At 68.3% G+C, this 17,776-nt stretch carries 18 protein-coding genes, 1 pseudogene and 1 riboswitch; of the genes and pseudogenes, 9 read left to right on the top strand and 10 right to left on the bottom strand.

Annotated elements, in window-relative coordinates:
* The 4 genes from AC2VOK_RS19295 to AC2VOK_RS19280 form a co-directional block, all read right to left on the bottom strand.
* On the bottom strand, positions 1-434 hold a 434-nt coding region (locus AC2VOK_RS19295), incomplete at its 3' end, for a transglycosylase family protein (RefSeq protein ID WP_428901899.1).
* An 11-nt stretch (positions 435-445) separates the two neighbouring features.
* A riboswitch (cyclic di-AMP (ydaO/yuaA leader) is annotated at positions 446-660 on the bottom strand.
* Positions 661-869: 209 nt separating this feature from the next.
* Complete coding sequence (locus tag AC2VOK_RS19290; RefSeq protein ID WP_421531389.1) at positions 870-1,148, bottom strand: MoaD/ThiS family protein; 279 nt, start codon at positions 1,146-1,148, stop codon at positions 870-872.
* A 4-nt stretch (positions 1,149-1,152) separates the two neighbouring features.
* Positions 1,153-2,235: a GTP 3',8-cyclase MoaA gene (gene moaA / locus AC2VOK_RS19285; RefSeq protein ID WP_428901898.1), complete on the bottom strand. Its 1,083-nt coding sequence runs from the start codon at positions 2,233-2,235 to the stop codon at positions 1,153-1,155.
* The gene (locus AC2VOK_RS19280) at positions 2,232-2,636 is read right to left on the bottom strand and encodes a YccF domain-containing protein (protein WP_428901897.1); all 405 of its coding nucleotides are present in this window, start codon (positions 2,634-2,636) and stop codon (positions 2,232-2,234) included. Before AC2VOK_RS19280 ends, moaA begins: the two co-directional genes overlap by 4 nt.
* A 161-nt stretch (positions 2,637-2,797) precedes the next feature.
* Here AC2VOK_RS19280 and AC2VOK_RS19275 point away from each other — a divergent pair, with 161 nt between their 5' ends.
* The 3 genes from AC2VOK_RS19275 (at position 2,798) to AC2VOK_RS19265 (ending at position 6,294) form a co-directional block, all read left to right on the top strand.
* Positions 2,798-3,205: a cold-shock protein gene (locus AC2VOK_RS19275; protein WP_428901896.1), complete on the top strand. Its 408-nt coding sequence runs from the start codon at positions 2,798-2,800 to the stop codon at positions 3,203-3,205.
* 115 nt (positions 3,206-3,320) lie between these two features.
* Positions 3,321-5,249 carry an acyl-CoA dehydrogenase family protein gene (locus AC2VOK_RS19270; RefSeq protein ID WP_428901895.1) on the top strand — a complete coding sequence of 643 codons (1,929 nt, stop codon included), beginning with the start codon at positions 3,321-3,323 and terminating at the stop codon, positions 5,247-5,249.
* A 37-nt stretch (positions 5,250-5,286) separates the two neighbouring features.
* Positions 5,287-6,294 (top strand): glutathione S-transferase family protein, encoded by a 1,008-nt coding sequence (locus AC2VOK_RS19265; protein WP_428901894.1) that lies wholly within the window; start codon positions 5,287-5,289, stop codon positions 6,292-6,294.
* Here the strand turns inward: AC2VOK_RS19265 and AC2VOK_RS19260 are convergent, their stop codons facing one another.
* The 3 genes from AC2VOK_RS19260 to AC2VOK_RS19250 form a co-directional block, all read right to left on the bottom strand.
* Positions 6,295-7,209 (bottom strand): universal stress protein, encoded by a 915-nt coding sequence (locus AC2VOK_RS19260; protein ID WP_428901893.1) that lies wholly within the window; start codon positions 7,207-7,209, stop codon positions 6,295-6,297.
* 192 nt (positions 7,210-7,401) lie between these two features.
* On the bottom strand, positions 7,402-7,851 hold the full coding sequence (locus AC2VOK_RS19255; protein WP_421529702.1) for a DUF2771 domain-containing protein: 450 nt from the start codon (positions 7,849-7,851) through the stop codon (positions 7,402-7,404).
* Positions 7,852-7,898: 47 nt separating this feature from the next.
* Entirely contained in the window at positions 7,899-9,587 is a 1,689-nt protein-coding gene (locus AC2VOK_RS19250; protein WP_428901901.1) for an MFS transporter, read from the bottom strand.
* A 129-nt stretch (positions 9,588-9,716) separates the two neighbouring features.
* On the opposite strand from AC2VOK_RS19250, the gene AC2VOK_RS19245 reads away from it, so the two are divergent.
* Complete coding sequence (locus AC2VOK_RS19245) at positions 9,717-10,601, top strand: DUF3027 domain-containing protein (protein ID WP_428901892.1); 885 nt, start codon at positions 9,717-9,719, stop codon at positions 10,599-10,601.
* Between the two features lie 82 nt (positions 10,602-10,683).
* Here AC2VOK_RS19245 and AC2VOK_RS19240 read toward each other — a convergent pair whose 3' ends face one another.
* On the bottom strand, positions 10,684-10,959 hold the full coding sequence (locus tag AC2VOK_RS19240; RefSeq protein WP_421529698.1) for a DUF2530 domain-containing protein: 276 nt from the start codon (positions 10,957-10,959) through the stop codon (positions 10,684-10,686).
* A gap of 179 nt (positions 10,960-11,138) precedes the next feature.
* On the opposite strand from AC2VOK_RS19240, the gene AC2VOK_RS19235 reads away from it, so the two are divergent.
* Genes AC2VOK_RS19235 through AC2VOK_RS19225 form a run of 3 tightly spaced genes read left to right on the top strand, consistent with a single transcriptional unit; the run spans position 11,139 to position 12,672 of the window.
* Positions 11,139-11,570: an Rv0880 family HTH-type transcriptional regulator gene (locus AC2VOK_RS19235; protein ID WP_428901891.1), complete on the top strand. Its 432-nt coding sequence runs from the start codon at positions 11,139-11,141 to the stop codon at positions 11,568-11,570.
* Complete coding sequence (locus AC2VOK_RS19230; RefSeq protein ID WP_428901890.1) at positions 11,567-12,400, top strand: TrmH family RNA methyltransferase; 834 nt, start codon at positions 11,567-11,569, stop codon at positions 12,398-12,400. Before AC2VOK_RS19235 ends, AC2VOK_RS19230 begins: the two co-directional genes overlap by 4 nt.
* Entirely contained in the window at positions 12,397-12,672 is a 276-nt protein-coding gene (locus tag AC2VOK_RS19225; RefSeq protein WP_428901889.1) for a DUF2537 domain-containing protein, read from the top strand. The genes AC2VOK_RS19230 and AC2VOK_RS19225 overlap by 4 nt, the downstream gene beginning before the upstream one ends.
* Here the strand turns inward: AC2VOK_RS19225 and sepH are convergent.
* Both sepH and serC read right to left on the bottom strand, forming a co-directional pair.
* Entirely contained in the window at positions 12,669-13,451 is a 783-nt protein-coding gene (sepH, locus tag AC2VOK_RS19220; RefSeq protein WP_428901888.1) for a septation protein SepH, read from the bottom strand. The two genes, AC2VOK_RS19225 and sepH, sit on opposite strands and share 4 nt — an antisense overlap.
* Positions 13,452-13,579: 128 nt before the next feature.
* Positions 13,580-14,698, bottom strand: a complete 1,119-nt coding sequence (gene serC, locus AC2VOK_RS19215) for a phosphoserine transaminase (protein ID WP_428901887.1) — start codon at positions 14,696-14,698, stop codon at positions 13,580-13,582.
* 201 nt (positions 14,699-14,899) lie between these two features.
* On the opposite strand from serC, the gene AC2VOK_RS19210 reads away from it, so the two are divergent.
* Together AC2VOK_RS19210 and AC2VOK_RS19205 are read left to right on the top strand one after the other, a co-directional pair.
* Positions 14,900-15,925 (top strand): AurF N-oxygenase family protein, encoded by a 1,026-nt coding sequence (locus tag AC2VOK_RS19210; RefSeq protein ID WP_428901886.1) that lies wholly within the window; start codon positions 14,900-14,902, stop codon positions 15,923-15,925.
* A gap of 16 nt (positions 15,926-15,941) precedes the next feature.
* Positions 15,942-17,623: pseudogene (locus AC2VOK_RS19205) on the top strand (FAD-dependent oxidoreductase).
* Positions 17,624-17,776: the final 153 nt, after the last annotated feature.

The following is a 17,776-nucleotide window of genomic DNA, read 5'->3' as shown; positions in this document are numbered from 1 at the left end:
GGAGCGTCCATCGGGGGAGCGTCCTCCGGGGGAGCGTCCATCGCCGCCGGTGCCGGCACGTCGCGCGGCGTCGGGTTCGACAGCCCGTGTCCGCACGCGGGCCAGGCGCCCCGGCCCTGGGTTGCCAGCACCCGCTCGGCAACGGCGATCTGCTGTTCCCGGCTGGCCATTTGAGCCGCCGGCGCGTAGTCACTGCCCCCGTGAGCGGCCCAGGTGCCCTGGCTGAACTGCAGGCCGCCTTGGTAGCCGTTGCCGGTGTTGATCGACCAGTTGCCACCGGACTCGCAGCGGGCTACCTGGTCCCATTCGCCGTCGGTCGCGCCGGCCGCTTGGCCGGCGAGGGCGATACTGCCCCCACCGAGCACCGCCCCGGCAAAGGCGATCTTGGCGGCATTGACGTTTGACATAGTGGGCTTGCGGTGACGTCCACTCATACGCGCCGGGTAAGTCCTCTCATCTAGCGCCTGCGAGGTCAGCTGTCGGGTTCGGGTTGGAGAGGCCACCCGGCCGCGTCGTACTCGGCAGCGAGACGACGCCGGCTTCACCCCAAGGAGTCGCGGAGCGGCTCCGGATCGGTCACGGCGGACCCGTTGGGACCCCCGCCTCCATCCACGTATGGTCTGCCCCCACCTACTGGATGGAGCTCGGCGCGATAGGCGGGGGAGGGACGCCGTTCGGCTTGCTTGGCGAACCTCCGGGAGAGGCTAGCGGTTTCCGCCGGGGGCGTCACGTTTGGCGCAATCCGGCGTTTCCGCTTTGGGGACCTTCGAAAAGTCGAGCAGCGGTGCAGGTTTCCGCAGCTCACAGGGCTCGAGACCGGGCCGTGTCTCGCTCGTTATCTTTCCGTTACGTGAGATATGTCACATGCCTCAGCCGCCGGCAAACGGCGGGAGGACGTCGACGGTGTCACCGGGTGACAACGCCGTCGCAGGGTCTCGTACGGCGATCCCACTGCGCAGGCAGGAGCACCGGCTCAATACCGTGGCCAGTCGGGTTCCGCGCACGGCCAACATGTCGACGAGCCCGGTCACGGTCGTGCCCGCTGGCACCACCACGGTTTCCGATTCCACTCCGGCGGCTGCACGCGCGGCGGCAAAGTAGCGGACCGTCACCTGCATCCCGGCCGGCTCGGCGGGCGTGTCACTCATCGCGCTAGCCGCCGATCGCGCTCATCGGTCGGGCGGGCTGGATGAAGCCGGGGTCGTTGATGCCGTGGCCGGCGGGTTTGCCCCACATCGCGTCGCGCCAGGCCGACTCGATCGCGTCGTCGCCCGCGCCACCGCGCAGCAAGCCCCGAAGGTCGGTCTCCTCGGTGGAGAACAGGCAGCTGCGGACCTGTCCGTCCGCCGTCAGCCGGGTGCGATCGCAGGACGCGCAGAATGCGTGTGAAACCGACGCGATCACACCGACCTTCCCGGCCGGCGTGTCGGGTCCGGTGTCGGCCAGCCACAGCTCAGCCGGAGCGGACCCGCGCGGCGTCGGATCGGGCCGCAGCCGGAAGTGCGACCGCAGCGTATCCAGCACGTCGTCGGCGCTCAGCGCCGCTCCGCGCCGCCACTGATGCCCGGCGTCCAGCGGCATCTGTTCGATGACCCGCAGCTGGTAGCCGTGGTCGAGGCAGAACCGCAACAGTGCGACGACGTCCTCGCGGCCGGAGGCGGGGTCGAGCACGGCGTTCACCTTCACCGGGGCGAGGCCCGCCTCTTTGGCGGCGGTCAGGCCGTCGAGCACGTCGCCCAGCCGGTCCCGGCGGGTGATGGCCGCGAAGCGGGCCCGTTCCATGGTGTCCAACGACACGTTGACCCGGTCCAGGCCGGCCCCGGCCAGAGCGGCGGCACGGTGGGCCAATCCCACGCCGTTGGTGGTCAGCGAGATCTCCGGCCGCGGCCGCAGGCGGGCCGCCGCTTCGACCATTTCCTCCAGGTGACGGGACAGCAGCGGCTCGCCGCCGGTGAACCGCACGCTGGTGACACCCAGCCGGGTCACGGCGACACACATCAGTCTGGACAGCTCGTCGGGGCGCAGGAGTTGTTCCCCGGGCAGCCAGTCCAGCCCGTCGGCGGGCATGCAGTAGCTGCACCGCAGATTGCAACGGTCGGTCAGCGACACCCGCAGATCGGTGGCGACCCGGCCGTGGGCGTCGATCAAAGGACCGTCGGCCGGGGCGTGCCCCGATGCGGAACGGCGGTCCGTGCGGCCGCGCACCGTGGGTACGCCCAGTGCGGTCAGCGTCATGCGGGCACCCCCGCGAACTGATCCAGCGAGTCAAGGGAAACGATCTGCTTGCCCAGCGGCATCAGCGAGACCGGGATGAGCTTGAGGTTTGCCAGTGCCAGCGGCAGGCCGACGACCGTGAGCGCCATCGCCACGGCGCTGACCAGATGTCCGATCGCCAGCCACACCCCGAACAGCACCACCCAGATGACATTCCCCACCAGTGCCCCGGTGCCGGCCGTCGGCTTGTCGACGATCGTGCGGCCGAAAGGCCACAACGCGTAGGAGGCGATGCGTAGCGACGCGAACCCGAACGGAATCGTGACGATCAGCAGGAAACAGACGAGCGCCGCCACCAGGTAGCCGGCGGCCAGCCAGAGGCCGCCGAATATCAGCCAGACAATGTTCAGGATCGGGCGCATGTCACCTCCGCGGTAATGTCAGCCTAGCGAGTAACCGACAAGCGGTGGTGCTCGGCAGACGACGATCCGAGTAGGATCGTCACGCGACATCGCGTCCTGCGTAGTCGGGACGCGATTTGTGTTGTCCAACCAGTGAGCCGTCAGACAAGCAGGTGAAACCAGTGCCGACCGGCAAGGTTAAGTGGTACGACTCCGAAAAGGGGTTTGGCTTCCTGTCGCAGGAGGACGGCGAGGACGTCTACGTCCGCGCGTCGGCGCTGCCCGAAGGCATCGAGGGGCTCAAAGCCGGGCAGCGGGTGGAGTTCGGCATCGCTTCGGGTCGGCGCGGACCGCAGGCGTTGAGTCTCAAGCTGATTGAGCCGCCGCCCAGCCTCACCAAGACCCGCCGCGAGGTGCCCGCCGAGCACAAGCACAGCCCGGACGAGTTGCACGGCATGGTCGAGGACATGATCACGTTGCTGGAGAGCGCGGTGCAGCCTGAATTGCGCAAGGGCCGCTACCCGGACCGCAAGACGGCCCGCCGGGTTTCCGAGGTGGTCAAAGCTGTGGCCCGGGAACTCGACGCCTGACGTCTTGCGTGGCGGCGGGCGGCGCGGCGGAAGGTCCCGCAGTCGTGCGGTGTGGTGGCGTGAGAAACGACGTGTGCTGGGTACTCCTTGCTTTGCGACCAGCGAGGAGGCTGCAATGCCACAGCAAGCACATGTCACCGAAGAACAGGCCAGAGCCGTTGCCGAGGAGTCCCGCGAAACCGGTTGGGAAAAAGCGTCATTCGGCAAAGAATTGTTCCTGGGTCGGTTCCGGCTGGGCCTGATCCACCCGTTTCCCAAGCCCAACGACGCGCAGGAGGCCCGTACCGTCGCTTTCCTGGACGCGCTGAAGAAGTTCCTACGGACCGTGGACGGCCGCGTCATCGAGCGCGAGGCGAGGATTCCCGACGAGTACGTGAAGGGCCTGGCCGAATTGGGCTGTTTCGGCATGAAAATACCGGTCGATTACGGCGGTCTGGAGATGTCGCAGGTCGCCTACAACCGGGCTCTGATGATGGTTTCGACGGTCAACGCCAGCCTCGGCGCGCTGCTGTCGGCCCACCAATCGATCGGTGTGCCGGAGCCGCTGAAACTCGCCGGTACCCCGGAACAGAAGCGAAAGTTCCTGCCGCGCTGCGCCGCCGGCGCCATATCGGCATTTCTACTGACCGAGCCAGACGTGGGGTCCGACCCGGCGCGGCTGGCATCCACGGCGACGCCAGTCGACAACGGCCAGGCTTACGAGCTCGACGGGGTGAAACTGTGGACCACCAACGGTGTGGTCGCCGAGCTGCTGGTGGTCATGGCGCGGGTACCTCAGAGCGACGGCCACCGTGGCGGTATCAGCGCCTTTGTCGTCGAGTCCGACTCGCCGGGGATCACCGTCGAGCGGCGCAACCAGTTCATGGGGCTGCGCGGCATCGAGAACGGCGTGACCCGTTTCGACCGCGTGCGAGTGCCGCGCGACAACCTGATCGGCCGTGAGGGCGACGGCCTCAAGATCGCGCTGACCACGCTCAACGCCGGGCGGCTGTCGATTCCGGCGACTGCCGCCGGGACGGCGAAGTGGGCGCTGAAGATCGCTCGCGAGTGGTCCGGCGAGCGCATCCAATGGGGCAGGCCGTTGGCCGGGCACGAAGCGGTGGCCCGCAAGATCGCCTTCATCGCCGCGACCGCCTACGCGCTCGATGCGGTGCTGGAGCTTTCCTCGCAAATGGCCGACGAGGGCCGTAACGACATCCGCATCGAGGCTGCACTGGCCAAGCTGTGGTGCAGCGAGATGGCCTGTCTGATCGCCGACGAGCTCATGCAGATCCGCGGTGGACGTGGCTACGAGACCGCGGAATCCCTCGCCGCGCGCGGGGAGCGCGCGGTGCCCGTCGAACAGCTGGTTCGTGATCTGCGGATCAACCGCATCTTTGAGGGATCCAGCGAGATCATGCGGTTGCTGATCGCCCGCGAAGCGGTGGACGCCCACCTGAGCGCCGCCGGCGACCTCGCCAAGCCCGACACCGATCTGCGGCAGAAGGCGACCGCGGCCGTCGGCGCAAGCGGATTCTACGCGAAGTGGTTGCCCAAGCTCATCTTTGGTGAAGGTCAACGACCTGCGGCTTACAGCGAGTTCGGCCCGCTGGCGGCTCATCTGCGGTTCGTCGAACGCTCCGCCCGCAAGCTGGCCCGCAACACGTTCTACGGCATGGCGCGCTGGCAGGCAAAGCTGGAGCAGAGGCAGGGCTTTCTGGGGCGCGTGGTCGATATCGGCGCCGAACTCTTCGCGATGTCGGCGGTGTGCGTGCGTGCCGAGGGGCAGCGGGTCTGCGACCCGACCGTAGGCCGGCAGGCCTACGAGCTGGCCGACACGTTCTGCCGGCACGCGACCCTGCGGGTCGAAGGGCTGTTCCACGCGTTGTGGACCAACACCGACAGCAGCGACGTCGCGTTGACTCGCGATGTGCTCGAAGGCCGCTACACCTGGCTGGAGAAGGGCGTCTTCGACCCGTCGGAGGGTACCGGCCCCTGGATCGCGCACTGGGAACCGGGACCGTCGACCCAAACCGACCTGTCTCGACGCTTTTTGACGCCCTAGGCGCGGAGCGTCTTCGCGCCGGGGCAGAATTGCCGCCATGGCCTTCTACGTCGCACCGGCGGGCGAATTCACCCGGGACGCCAACTACATCACCACGCGGATCACCGCCGACGGACGCGATGGCTACCCGGTCGAGGTCGGTCGGTATCGGCTCGTCGTCGCCCGGGCCTGCCCGTGGGCCAACCGCGCCATCATCGTACGGCGGCTGCTGGGTTTGGAACACGTTCTCTCCATTGGCTTTTGCGGACCCACACACGATCACCGGAGCTGGACGTTCGATCTCGACCGCGGCGGCGTGGACCCCGTGCTGAGGATCGCGCGGCTGCAGGATGCCTACTTCAAGCGATTCCCCGACTATCCCAGAGGCGTCACCGTCCCCGCGATCGTCGACATTGCGACCGGCGCGGTGGTCACCAACGACTTCGCGCAGATGACGCTGGACTTCTCGACGGAGTGGACCGCCCACCATCGCGCCGGCGCGCCTGAACTGTACCCGAAGTCGCTGCGGGCTGACATCGACGAGGTGAACAAGAGGGTTTACACCGAGATCAACAACGGCGTTTATCGCTGCGGCTTCGCCGGCTCACAGCAGGCCTACGAAGCGGCCTACGACCGGCTGTTCGCCGGTCTGGACTGGGTGAGCGATCGCCTGGCCGGCCAGCGGTATCTGTCGGGGGACAGCATCACCGAGGCTGATGTGCGGTTGTTCACCACGCTGGTTCGCTTCGACCCCGTCTACCACGGGCACTTCAAGTGCAATCGCTGCAAGCTCAGCGAGATGCCCGTGCTGTGGGCCTACGCGCGCGATCTGTTCCAGACTCCGGGCTTCGGCGACACCGTGGACTTCGACCAGATCAAGCGGCACTACTACATCGTGCATGCCGACATCAACCCGACCGGAATCGTGCCCAAGGGGCCCGACCTGGAAAACTGGCTGACTCCGCATGGCCGGGAAGCGCTCGGCGGCAATCCCTTCGGGAAGGGAACGCCGCCCGGGCCCACCCTGGAAGGCGAGCGCGTCATCCAGGGTTCGGAGGCTTGTTAGCTAGCCCTGTCGGGCGACGATCACCGGCGCGCGCACGGCCTGCACGACGGCGGTGCCCACCGATCCGAGCAGCATCCCAGCGAAGCCACCGCGCCCGTGGCTGCCGACGACCACCAGCTGCGCAGACGCCGAGTGCTCGATGAGATGCTGCGCGGGTCGGTTGGTGACGACCACGCGATGGACGGTGACGTCGGGATAGCGTTCCCGCCAGCCAACCAAGCGCTCGGCCAATGTCTCCTCGGCCGCCGAGCGCAGCCTCGTCCAGGACGTCCGGGTGGTTCCGGCCCACTCCCGGCTGGGGAGGTCGGGAACTTCGGCGTCGGTCCAGGCGTGCAGGGCCACCAAATCCGCACCGCGCCAAGAAGCTTCGTCGAAGGCGATCGCGGTGGCCAGTTCCGACGCCGGTGACCCGTCGACGCCGACCAGGATGCTTCCCTGCGTCGGCGGCGAATAGTCGCTGTGTATCACTGCCACCGGGCAATGAGCGTGATGGACCAATCCGGTACTGACAGATCCCAGCAGCGCTCGTTCCAGTGCGCCGTGGCCGCTTCTTCCCACGACCACCATGGCAGCACTCCTGGACAGGTCGACAAGGGCGGCGACGGGTCCCGCGGCGGACAACTCGCTGTTGACACCCAGGCGATGGTCCTGCGTCATGTCTTCGACGAGCTTGGCAGCGTCGGTGAGGACCTGTCGTGCGTTCGCGTCCAGCTGCGCGACGATTTCCGCCGGGAGCGACTCACCCGACCACTCGAGCGACGGCGAGCCGGCCGGCAACCGTACCGCGGCGTGAACCAGCGTCAGCGGCACGTTGCGCATCCCCGCCTCGTGGACCGCCCACTGCATGGCCGCAGTCGCGTCGGGGGATCCGTCGACCCCGACGACGATTCCCGGATTCGCTATGTCGCTGGCCATATCGATGTCCAATCACTGGAAAGTTCAATTCGGCGCTCTTGACCCTAAACTAGAAGCCTGCGATCGCGCAGTCAGGAGCCTTTCGTCCCACGCATCGGTGACTTGATGCCCCACAACCCGACACTTCGGCAATCCGGGGCAATCCGGGGCAATCCGGGGCAATCCGGGGCAATCCGGCATCTCGGTGATCGCTCAGAAGGTAAGCCGCACCGACCATTCCGCGTGCGGGACATCGCGTAACTCACCAGAGGGAGCGAATGCCAGCGTCAGCAACTGCACGACGATGCCGGTGAGCCGACCCCGCCGGCGGTCGACGGAGGGGATGGTGACCGCCATCCGGGTGTGCGGCCGGAACAGGGTGGCGCTGGTGTCGGCCGGGTCCTCGTACACCTGCAGGAGCCGCCAGGGCGCCCGGGAGATCGCTTCGGGCACCGAGAGTTGCACCGGGTAGCGTTCGGTGACCGGCAATTCGCCCTGGGTCTGCGTATTTTGACAGTCGCTGAGATCGAGCACGTTGCAGTACAGGTAGGGCCCGACCCGGGTCAGGTGTCCGTGCGAGTACGCGCTGATCTGCGGCCGTTGCGGACCGGGCTGACGCACGAACAGCCATGTTGCTACCCCGCCGCCCACGGACAGCGACATCGCCAGGGTCACGACCAGCAATGACACACCCCGCGTGGGCCGGGTTCTCACTCCCGCACCGCCGCCGGTCTCCCGGCGCCCCGCCGCCTGCCTTCCTGCTCGACCATGACCGGACGGTTGCCCCCGAGGCCGGGAATCAGCGAGTCGCCGCGGAAGCTCACCAGAGTCTGCGCCAGACCGAGGATGAGCAGGGCGCAGACCGCGGTGAAGCCGATCCACCAATCCGTGTAGACCAACACCCCGAGCGCCCCGCCCAGCACCCAGGCCAGCTGCAGCGTGGATTCCGAGCGCCCGAACCCGGACGCCCGCGATTCCTCCGGCAGATCGTTTTGCAACGAGGCATCCAGCGAGGCCTTCGCGATCGCGCTGGATCCCGACGTGACCAGTGTCGCGATCACCGCCACCGTCAGGTTGCCTGCCACCGCCGCCGCCAGGGCGACGGTGCACACCGCCACCGCGCAGCGCACCACCAGCACCGCGGGCCTGCCCAGTTGGAGGCGGGCGCTGGCGAAGTTGCCGGCGAAGTTGCCGATTCCCGCCGCGGCGCCGATCATGCCCAGCATGCCCAGCTGCGCCCAGCCGTTGGCTTGGTGCGCCTTGGCCACGAAGGCCGGGTACAAAAACAGAAAGCCCACCATCACCTTCACGGTGCAATTGCCCCAGAGCGAGGTGATGATGTTGCGGCCCAGCGGTTGTCGCAGTGTTCCGCTGACCTTTTTGACCTCTTCGGGCCAGTCCCCCACACGTGGGAGGTGCCCCCAGCGGCGCAGCGGGCCGCTGTCGGTGCGGTAGCTCAGTGTCGCCGGGACTTCGCCGGCGGTCACCTCGACCCAGCGCGGAATCCGCATCGACAGCATGGCGCCCGTGATCGTGGCCGCGGTGACGACGAACAGCGCTCCCGGGAGCTTGAACAGGTGGGTGCAGACGAACTCGACACCCGCCGCGATCGCGCCGCCTGCGATGGTGCCGCCCAGCAAGCCGAACACGGTAAGCCGGGAGTTGACCCGCACGAGATCGATCGACGGTGGCATCACCCTGGGCGTGACGGCGCTGCGCAACACGCTGAACGACTTCGACAGCACCATCATGGCCAGCGCGCACGGATAGAGCACCCATGACGGGTAGCTGCCGGTCGGGCCGTCGTAGTTCATGATCAGCAGCGCGGCCAGTCCGGTGCGCAACGCGAACGACGTCGCCAGGGCCACGCGGCGGCCGTGCTGCAACCGGTCCAGCGCCGGACCGATCAACGGCGCGATCACCGCGAACGGCGCGATGGTGATCAACAGGTACAGCGCGACCCGGCCTTTACTCTCCCCGGTGGCCGCGGCGAAGAACAGCGTGTTGGCCAGCGCGACGGCCATTGCGGCGTCCACCGCGAAATTCGCCACCACCGGCCATGTCAGCGCTGTCAGCCCGGACTTGTCCGCGCCGTCGGCGGTGGCTGCGCGTTGCACCATCGAGTACATCCGAGAGCCCATTTCCCGACTGCGCTGTGCCGCGGCGCGGGTGACGGTGATGCGTTCAGCCGGAGCGGGACCACGCGGCGTACTGGATTTTCGGCCCGATTCTGATCGCTCACTGAGGGGCGGTAGGTAACGGTTGGCGCTCGGCATCGGGGTGGGGCGATGCGCACGCCGATGATCGCCACCGTCGGCCGGGTAATTGGCCATGCCGGGATGCTGGTTGGCAGATCCCCTGAGGTCCGGGAGGGTCCGGCGGCCCGGGTTGGAGGCCACACGGCCCGGATCATCACGCCGCCGTCCAGACACGATGCAATTCTCCCCTATGGCGGCTTCCTTCGTCCGTAGGTCACCGGGTGTGGCACGCACCCTAGTATTGGAGGCGCGATGCAGAAAGAGGTGAGCGTGACCGGACCCATCGAGGAGACCTTCGTAGCCACCGTGACCGACTGGCACGAAGAGCTGGCGGAGGTGCTCACGGGTGCGGTCGACCAGGCGAGAACGGCTGTGGAGGAGTTCAGCGGCCCCGAAGCAGTCGGTGACCACCTGGGCGTGAGCTACGAGGACCCCAATGCCGCGACCCATCGCTTCCTGGCGCACCTACCCGGTTACCAGGGCTGGCAGTGGGCCGTAGTCGTCGCCGCCCCCCAGGGAGCCGGGCACGCCACCATCAGCGAAGTCGTGCTGATTCCCGGTCCGACCGCCTTGTTGGCGCCCGAGTGGGTGCCGTGGGAGCAGCGGGTGCGGCCCGGGGACCTGAGCCCCGGAGATCTCCTGGCACCGGCTGCCGACGACCCGCGGCTGGTCCCGGGCTATACCGCCAGCGGTGACCCCCAGGTCGACGAGACCGCCGCGGAGTTCGGGCTGGGGCGGCGCTGGGTACTGGGCGTTCTGGGCCGGTCGGACGTTGCCGAGAGGTGGCACACCGGGAATTACGGGCCCGAGGCCCCGATGGCGAGGTCCACCAAACGGGTCTGCCGCGACTGCGGTTTCTTCCTGCCGTTGGCGGGCTCGTTGGGCGCGATGTTCGGGGTCTGCGGCAACGAACTGTCCGCCGACGGCCACGTCGTGGACAAACTCTATGGCTGCGGCGCTCATTCGGACACGCCTGCCCCGGCAGGTAGCGGCTCGCCGAGGTACGAGGCCTACGACGACGGCATGCTCGACGTCACGGAGACGCCGCCGATCGCGGAGCCCCGCCCCGAGGTCGAGCCCCAGTTGCCCGGTACTCCGGAGGCGGCCGCCGAGCTGTCCGAGCCCCAGCCCGCGCCGCAGGAGCCGCCGGACTAGCGTCGCTCGGCGGCAGCTTTGAGCGGCTCGCAGTAGCCGGGCTGTCATCGACCTTTCCGCGTCTGACGTGTTGCGGCCGACTTCATTTCCGGTGGAGATACTTCTCGAGCCCGGCCTGCGCGCCTCGGGCGCCGCGCCGGGCCGCGGCAAGCTGCCAGACGAAGATGGCTGTTCCCAGCAACCCGACTGCCAGCCCGGCCACCGTCACCGGGCGCCAACCGTGCAGGGAAGGAAGGAGAAAGGCGGCCGCCGCGGCGCACAGCCAGGCCACGGCGCCGACCGCGATGACTGGCCATACCTCGAGCAGCGCAGGCGGCAGAGGTGGTGGGTTGCGGCCCCGGCCCGGCCCGACAGACATAGCCGACAACATAGCGTCGCCGCTGCGCGCGACCTTCTCTGGGCCGACAGGGGCTACCCGGACACGTGCGCGGGGCCACCGGCGAACGGCCGAATTCGCCGGAGTCCAGGCTGCCGGTCCGGCGGGTCCTGTGGCCGGTCGGCCTCTGGCGTTCATCCGGTTGCGTGTAACCTCGCGCCATGCCTGACAGCGATGCGCGGACGGCTAGCGACTTGTCGCTGGCCGTCATGCGGCTGGCCCGCCAGCTGAGGTTCCGCAACGTCTCGTCGCCGGTGTCGTTGTCCCAGCTGTCGGCACTGGCGACCTTGGTCAACGAGGGCTCGATGACCCCGGGCACGCTGGCGCTGCGCGAAGGGGTCCGGCCGCCGTCGATGACCCGGGTGATCGCCTCGCTGGCCGACATGGGGTTGGTGGACCGCGTCCCGCATCCGGACGACGGCCGGCAGGTGCTGATCTCGGTGTCCGAGGCCGGCGCCGAGTTGGTCAAGGCGACTCGGCGTGCCCGGCAGGAGTGGCTGGTCAAGCGGCTCGCCACCCTCGACGTCCGGCAGCGCGAGACCCTGCGCAGCGCCACGGATCTGATGCTGGCCCTCGTCGACGAAAGTCCGTGAGCGAGGCGCCCGACGGCCCGGACGTTCACGACGTCGACGACCCCGACGACCCCCGCCTCGACGATTTCCGCGACCTGAACAGCGTTGATCGCCGTCCTGACCTGCCCAGCGGCAAAGGGCTGGTGATCGCCGAGGGTGTCCTGGTGGTCCAGCGCATGCTCGCGTCGCGGTTCACCCCGCACGCGCTGCTGGGCACCGAACGCAGGCTGGCCGAACTCGCGGGTGACCTGGCCGGTGTTGCGGCGCCGTTTTATCGGACCTCCGCCGATCTCATGGCGCGGGTGGTGGGTTTCCATCTCAACCGCGGCGTGCTGGCGGTCGCGAGAAGGGTGCCGGAATACGGGGTGGCGCAGGTGGCCGAGGGCGCCCACACTCTTGCGGTACTCGAGGGTGTCAACGACCACGAGAACCTGGGCTCGATGTTCCGCAACGCCGCGGGCCTGGGCGTGGATGCGGTGATCTTTGGCAGCGGCTGCGCCGACCCGCTGTACCGCCGCGCCGTCCGGGTTTCCATGGGTCATGCCTTGCTGGTGCCGTATGCGCGGGCCGGTGCCTGGCCCGGCGATCTGGTGACGTTGCGAGAAAACGGTTTTCGGCTGCTGGCGATGACCCCACGCAGCGACGCCCGGGCGCTGCCGGAGGCGATGGCGGCGGTGTGCGGCGAACGCATCGCGGTCGTCATGGGCGCGGAAGGCCCGGGACTGACGGCGGCCACGTTACGGTTGAGTGACATGCGGGTCTGCATCCCCATGTCGCGGGGCACCGACTCGCTCAACGTGGCGACTGCGGCGGCCTTGGCTTTCTACGAACGATCTAGGCTGCGGTCGTGAACAACTCGGTGCCGTGGGCCACGGGATTGGCGGTGGCAGGGTTCGTCGCCGCGGTCACCGGTGCCGCGATAGTTGTGCTCAGCCTGGGTTTGATCCGGGTGCATCCGTTGTTGGCGGTCGGCCTCAACGCGGTGGCGGCGGGTGGGCTCGCGCCCACGCTGTGGGGTTGGCGGCGGACGCCGGTGCTGCGCTGGTTCGTGCTGGGAGCGGCAGTGGGAGTTCTCGGCGGGTGGCTGGTGCTGCTGGCCCTGACGGTGTCGGGGAACCGCTAGCGCTGCCCGCTCGAACGCACTCCGAGCAGCACATCTTCCCAGGCCGGTATCGCCGGCTTACCCCGCCTGGCATGCGTGGGTGGCTCGGGCGGTGGAGCAGTTGCGGGCGCAGCAGCCCGCGGTGCGGCCTCGGGCTCTGCGCTTTCCTCGATGTCGAGATGGGCCACCCTCGCGAGGGGCCGGAGCGGGCGTTCGAAGCTCGGGTCGATCAATTCGCTGGCCGTGTCATCGACCGCGCTGACCGTGCCGCCGTGGGCGCCGGGCACGAAGCAGAAGTGTGCGGCGTTGTCAGAGCGGCCCACCTTCCACGCCAGCTGCACCGTCCAACGGTTGTCTTCGTTGCGCCAGGCATCCCAGGCGACTTTGTCCGGATCGAGGCCGCGCGTCACCAGGGCGGTGCTCACGGTTTCCAGCAGCGTCAGCACGGCCGGGCCGTCGGCGAGAACGGGGTGTGCGGCCGTCGCCAGCTCCGCCGCGCGGGAACGTTCCAGCAGCACCGGGTGGGCGAATCGGCGGACCCGCGCGATGTCGGAGCCCGATGCTGCCGCCACTTGCTCGACGGACGCGCCGGCGCGGATTTTCGACTGAATCTCTCTGGGGCTCAGCATGTTCGTGATCTCGATGTCGAGCTGCGGTTGTTCCGAACCTGCGGGGTCATCCCGCAGGGCGGCCCGCAACCGGTCGTCGACCGCCAGCTTGAACTGCTCTGCGGGGGCGCGGCCTTCGCAGATGAGGTATTTGCCGTCGGCATCGAGCCCAACCATCTTGAGTTCCCGCATGGCTTCTCCTCGCGGGGTCCAGGTGCGTCGGCAACGGACCCATCACGTGCGCACTCTAGTCCAGCTGATGTCCAGAAGCGGATCTGACACGCTTGCCGGTTGCCGGTTGCCGGCTGATGACGGTGCAGTCAAAGCCGCTCGACGACCCAGTCGACGCACCGGGTGAGGGCGCTGACGTCATCGGGATCCACCGCGGGGAACATCGCGACGCGCAACTGGTTGCGGCCGAGTTTGCGGTACGGCTCGGTGTCGACGATGCCGTTGGCCCGCAGAACCTTCGCGACGGCTGAGGCGTCGACGTCGTCAGCGAAGTCGATCGTGCCCACTACCTGCGAACGCAGGGCGGGGTCGGCGACGAACGGCGTGGTGTAGGGCCGTTCCTCGGCCCAGGAGTACAGTCGCCGCGACGAATCCGCCGTGCGCTTGACCGCCCAGTCCAGCCCGCCGTTGCCCAGCATCCAGTCGAGTTGCTCGGCCATCAGCACCAGCGTGCCGATCGCCGGAGTGTTGTAGGTCTGGTCCTTCAGGCTGTTGTCGATCGCGATCGGCAACGACAAGAAGTCGGGCACCCAGCGACCCGAGCCGGCGATGGACTCGACGCGGGCCAGCGCGGCCGGGCTCATGACGGCCAGCCACAGGCCGCCGTCGCTGGCGAAGTTCTTCTGCGGAGAGAAGTAGTAGGCGTCGGTGTCGGTGATGTCGACCGGGAGGCCCCCGGCCCCGGAGGTGGCGTCGATGACGACCAGCGCGTCGCCGGAACCGGACGGGCGGCGGATCGGCACGGCCACGCCCGTCGAGGTCTCGTTGTGCGCCCAGGCGATCACGTCCACGGACGGGTCGGACTGCGGCTCGGGGGCGCTGCCGGGTTCCGCCTTGATGACGACGGGATCGCCGACGAACGGGTTTTTGGTGACGGCGGAGGCGAACTTCGAGCTGAACTCGCCGTAGGTCAGGTGCAGCGACCGTTTGTCGATCAGCCCGAAGGCCGCGGCGTCCCAGAACGCCGTCGCGCCGCCGTTGCCGAGGATGACCTCGTAGCCCTCGGGCAGCGAGAACAACTCGGCCACTCCCGAGCGCACCCGGCCTACCAGGTTCTTGACGGGCGCCTGCCGGTGCGACGTGCCGAACAGGCCGGCCGCGGTGGTGTTCAGCGCGTTCAGCTGTTCGGGTCGGACCTTGGACGGGCCGCATCCGAAGCGGCCGTCGCGCGGTTTGAGGTCAGCGGGAATCTCGAGCTGGTCAGCCATGCTCATCAGCGTAGTGAGGCGCCTCGGCGGCCACGAGCGGTGGTCCGGCCGCGTCCTTCGACGGTGAGCCAGGCTGCACCACGCGCATGACCACCGGTCAGGTCACGGTGGTTCGCAAGGACCTGGCACATATCCGGTACCTGCGGTACTGTCTAGACATTGCACGTCCAAATGTAAACCTCGTTCGGGGAGGCTCTCGGGATGGACAGGACGCGGACGGTCCGGCGTTGGCGCCGCACCATGGAGGTGCGTGACGACGCCGAGTACGTCGACATGCTCGCCACATTGTCCGAGGGGTCGGTGCGGCGAAATTTCAACCCTTACACCGACATCGACTGGGACTCGCCGGAGTTCGCGGTCACCGACGACGATCCCCGGTGGATCCTGCCGGCGACCGACCCGTTGGGCCGCCACCCTTGGTATCAGGCGCAGTCCGACGAGCGCAGGATCAAGATCGGCATGTGGCGGCAGGCCAACGTGGCCAAGGTCGGGCTGCACTTCGAGTCCATCCTGATCCGCGGCCTGATGAACTACACGTTCTGGCTGCCCAACGGATCCCCGGAATACCGGTATTGCCTGCACGAATCCGTCGAAGAGTGCAACCACACCATGATGTTCCAGGAGATGGTCAACCGGGTCGGGGCCGACGTCCCCGGGATGCCGCGGATGCTGCGCTGGATCTCGCCGCTGGTCCCGCTGGTGGCTGGGCCGCTGCCGGCGGCGTTCTTCATCGGGGTGCTCGCCGGTGAGGAGCCCATCGACCACACCCAGAAGAATGTGCTCCGCGAGGGCAAGGCGCTGCACCCGATCATGGAACGGGTGATGGCCATCCACGTGGCCGAGGAGGCGCGGCACATCTCCTTCGCCCACGAGTTCCTGCGCAAGCGGTTGCCGCAGCTGACCCGCAGGCAGCGGTTCTGGATCTCGCTGTTCTACCCGCTGACGATGCGCGTGCTCTGCCAGGCCATCGTGGTGCCGCCCAAGGCCTTCTGGGCGGAGTTCGACATCCCCCGCGCGGTCAAGAAGGAGCTCTTCTTCAAGTCGCCGGAGTCGCGAAAGTGGTTGAGCGACATGTTCGCCGACGTGCGCATGCTGGCATGTGACACGGGGCTGATGGAAAATCGTCTCGCGCGGCTGATGTGGCGGCTCTGCAAGATCGACGGCAAGCCGTCGCGCTACCGCAGCGAGCCGCAACGCCAGCACCTTGCCGTGGCCCCGGCCGCCTAGCTCGTTCCGGGTTTTCATGCCGCACGTGATCACCCAGTCGTGCTGCAACGACGGGTCCTGCGTTTACGCGTGTCCGGTGAACTGCATCCACCCGACACCGGACGAGCCGGGCTTCGCCGACTCGGAGATGTTGTACATCGACCCGGTGGCCTGCGTGGACTGTGGGGCCTGCGTGAGCGCCTGCCCGGCGGGCGCCATCGCGCCCGACGCCCGGCTGGAAGCCAGGCAGCTGCCGTTCATCGAGATCAACGCGTCGTTCTACCCGAAGCGGCCCGCGGGGGTGAAGCTGCCGCCCACCTCCAAGCTGGCCCCGGTGATCCCCGCGGTCGAGGTGCGGGCCCGTCGCAGGCCGCTGAGCGTGGCGATCGTGGGATCCGGGCCGGCGGCGATGTACGCCGCCGATGAACTGCTCACCCAGAATGGCGTGCGGGTCAACGTGTTCGAGAAGCTGCCCACCCCCTACGGCCTGGTGCGCGCCGGGGTCGCACCCGATCATCAGGACACCAAAACGGTCACCCGGCTCTTCGATCGCGTCGTCGGTCACCGCGACTTCCGCTTCTACCTCAACGTCGAGGTCGGCGAACACCTGAGCCATGCCGAGCTGTTGGCGCATCATCACGCTGTGCTCTACGCCGTCGGTGCGCCCGAGGACCGTCGGCTCGACATCGACGGCGTGGGTATTGCGGGCACCGGAACCGCCACCCAGGTGGTGGCGTGGATCAACGGGCATCCCGACTTCGCCGAGCTGCCGGTCGATCTGGGCCACGAGCGCGCGGTGATCATCGGCAACGGCAATGTCGCGCTCGATGTGGCCCGGGTGCTCACCGCGGACCCGGAAGACCTGGCCCGCACCGACATCTCCGACCGCGCACTCGACGCCTTACGTGGCTCCGCGTTGCGTGAAGTGGTGATCGCCGCGCGGCGCGGTCCCGCCCAGTCGGCGTTCACGCTGCCCGAGCTGATCGGGCTCACGGGCTCGTCGAAGGTTGTGCTGGATGCCGGTGACCGCGATCTGGTCGCACGGGATCGCGCGACGGCGTCGGACGCGTTGACCAGGAACAAGCTGGAGATCCTGAGCGCACTCGGCGACGGTTCGGCGCCACCCTCGGGGGCCGGGCGCCCGCGAATCCGATTCGCCTACGAGCTCACACCGAGCGCGTGGTCGGCGAGCGCCGTGCCGCTGGCGTGGAGTTCTCGGTCACCGGCACCCGGGAGCCGCGCCGACTCGATGCCGGCCTGGTGCTGACGTCGATCGGCTACCGCGGCAGGATGATTCGCGATCTTCCGTTCGACGAATCAGCCGGCACGGTGCCGAACAAGTATGGCCGGGTGCTCGATCCCGGCTCCGGCCGGCCGGTTCCCGGCGCGTACGTCGCCGGGTGGATCAAGCGCGGTCCCACGGGGTTCATCGGCACCAACAAGTCCTGCTCCGTCCAGACCGTGCAGGCCCTGGTCGCCGATTTCAACGCCGGCGCGTTGTCAGAGCCGCAGGCCCGGCCCCGGGCGCTCGACGAGCTGGTGCGGGCCCGTCGGCCCGACGTCGTGGGCTCGGCGGGGTGGCGTGCGATCGACGCCGCGGAAATCGCCCGCGGTCGTCGCGACGGGCGGCCGCGCAACAAGTTCACCGAGGTCGCCGACATGCTCGCCGCCGCTGCTGCAGCGCAACCCCGGCCACGCCGCCGGCTGGGGCTTTTCTGACGACGGGTGCTGCTGTACCTTGCCGCCACCTCGACAAGCTGTGGTTCCACGAGCCTTCAGCTTCTGCCCCAGCCGGAGAGCGAACCCTCCCCAACAATTGGCGTAGATATGCTTTCTCGCGCCTTGGCAGCCGCCCACGCGCGAGCGTAACCA

The sequence above is a fragment of the Mycobacterium sp. TH-M116 genome (assembly GCF_057473685.1).
The sequence above is the reverse complement of the archived record's forward strand: the minus strand, read 5'-3'. Positions and strand labels throughout refer to the sequence as shown.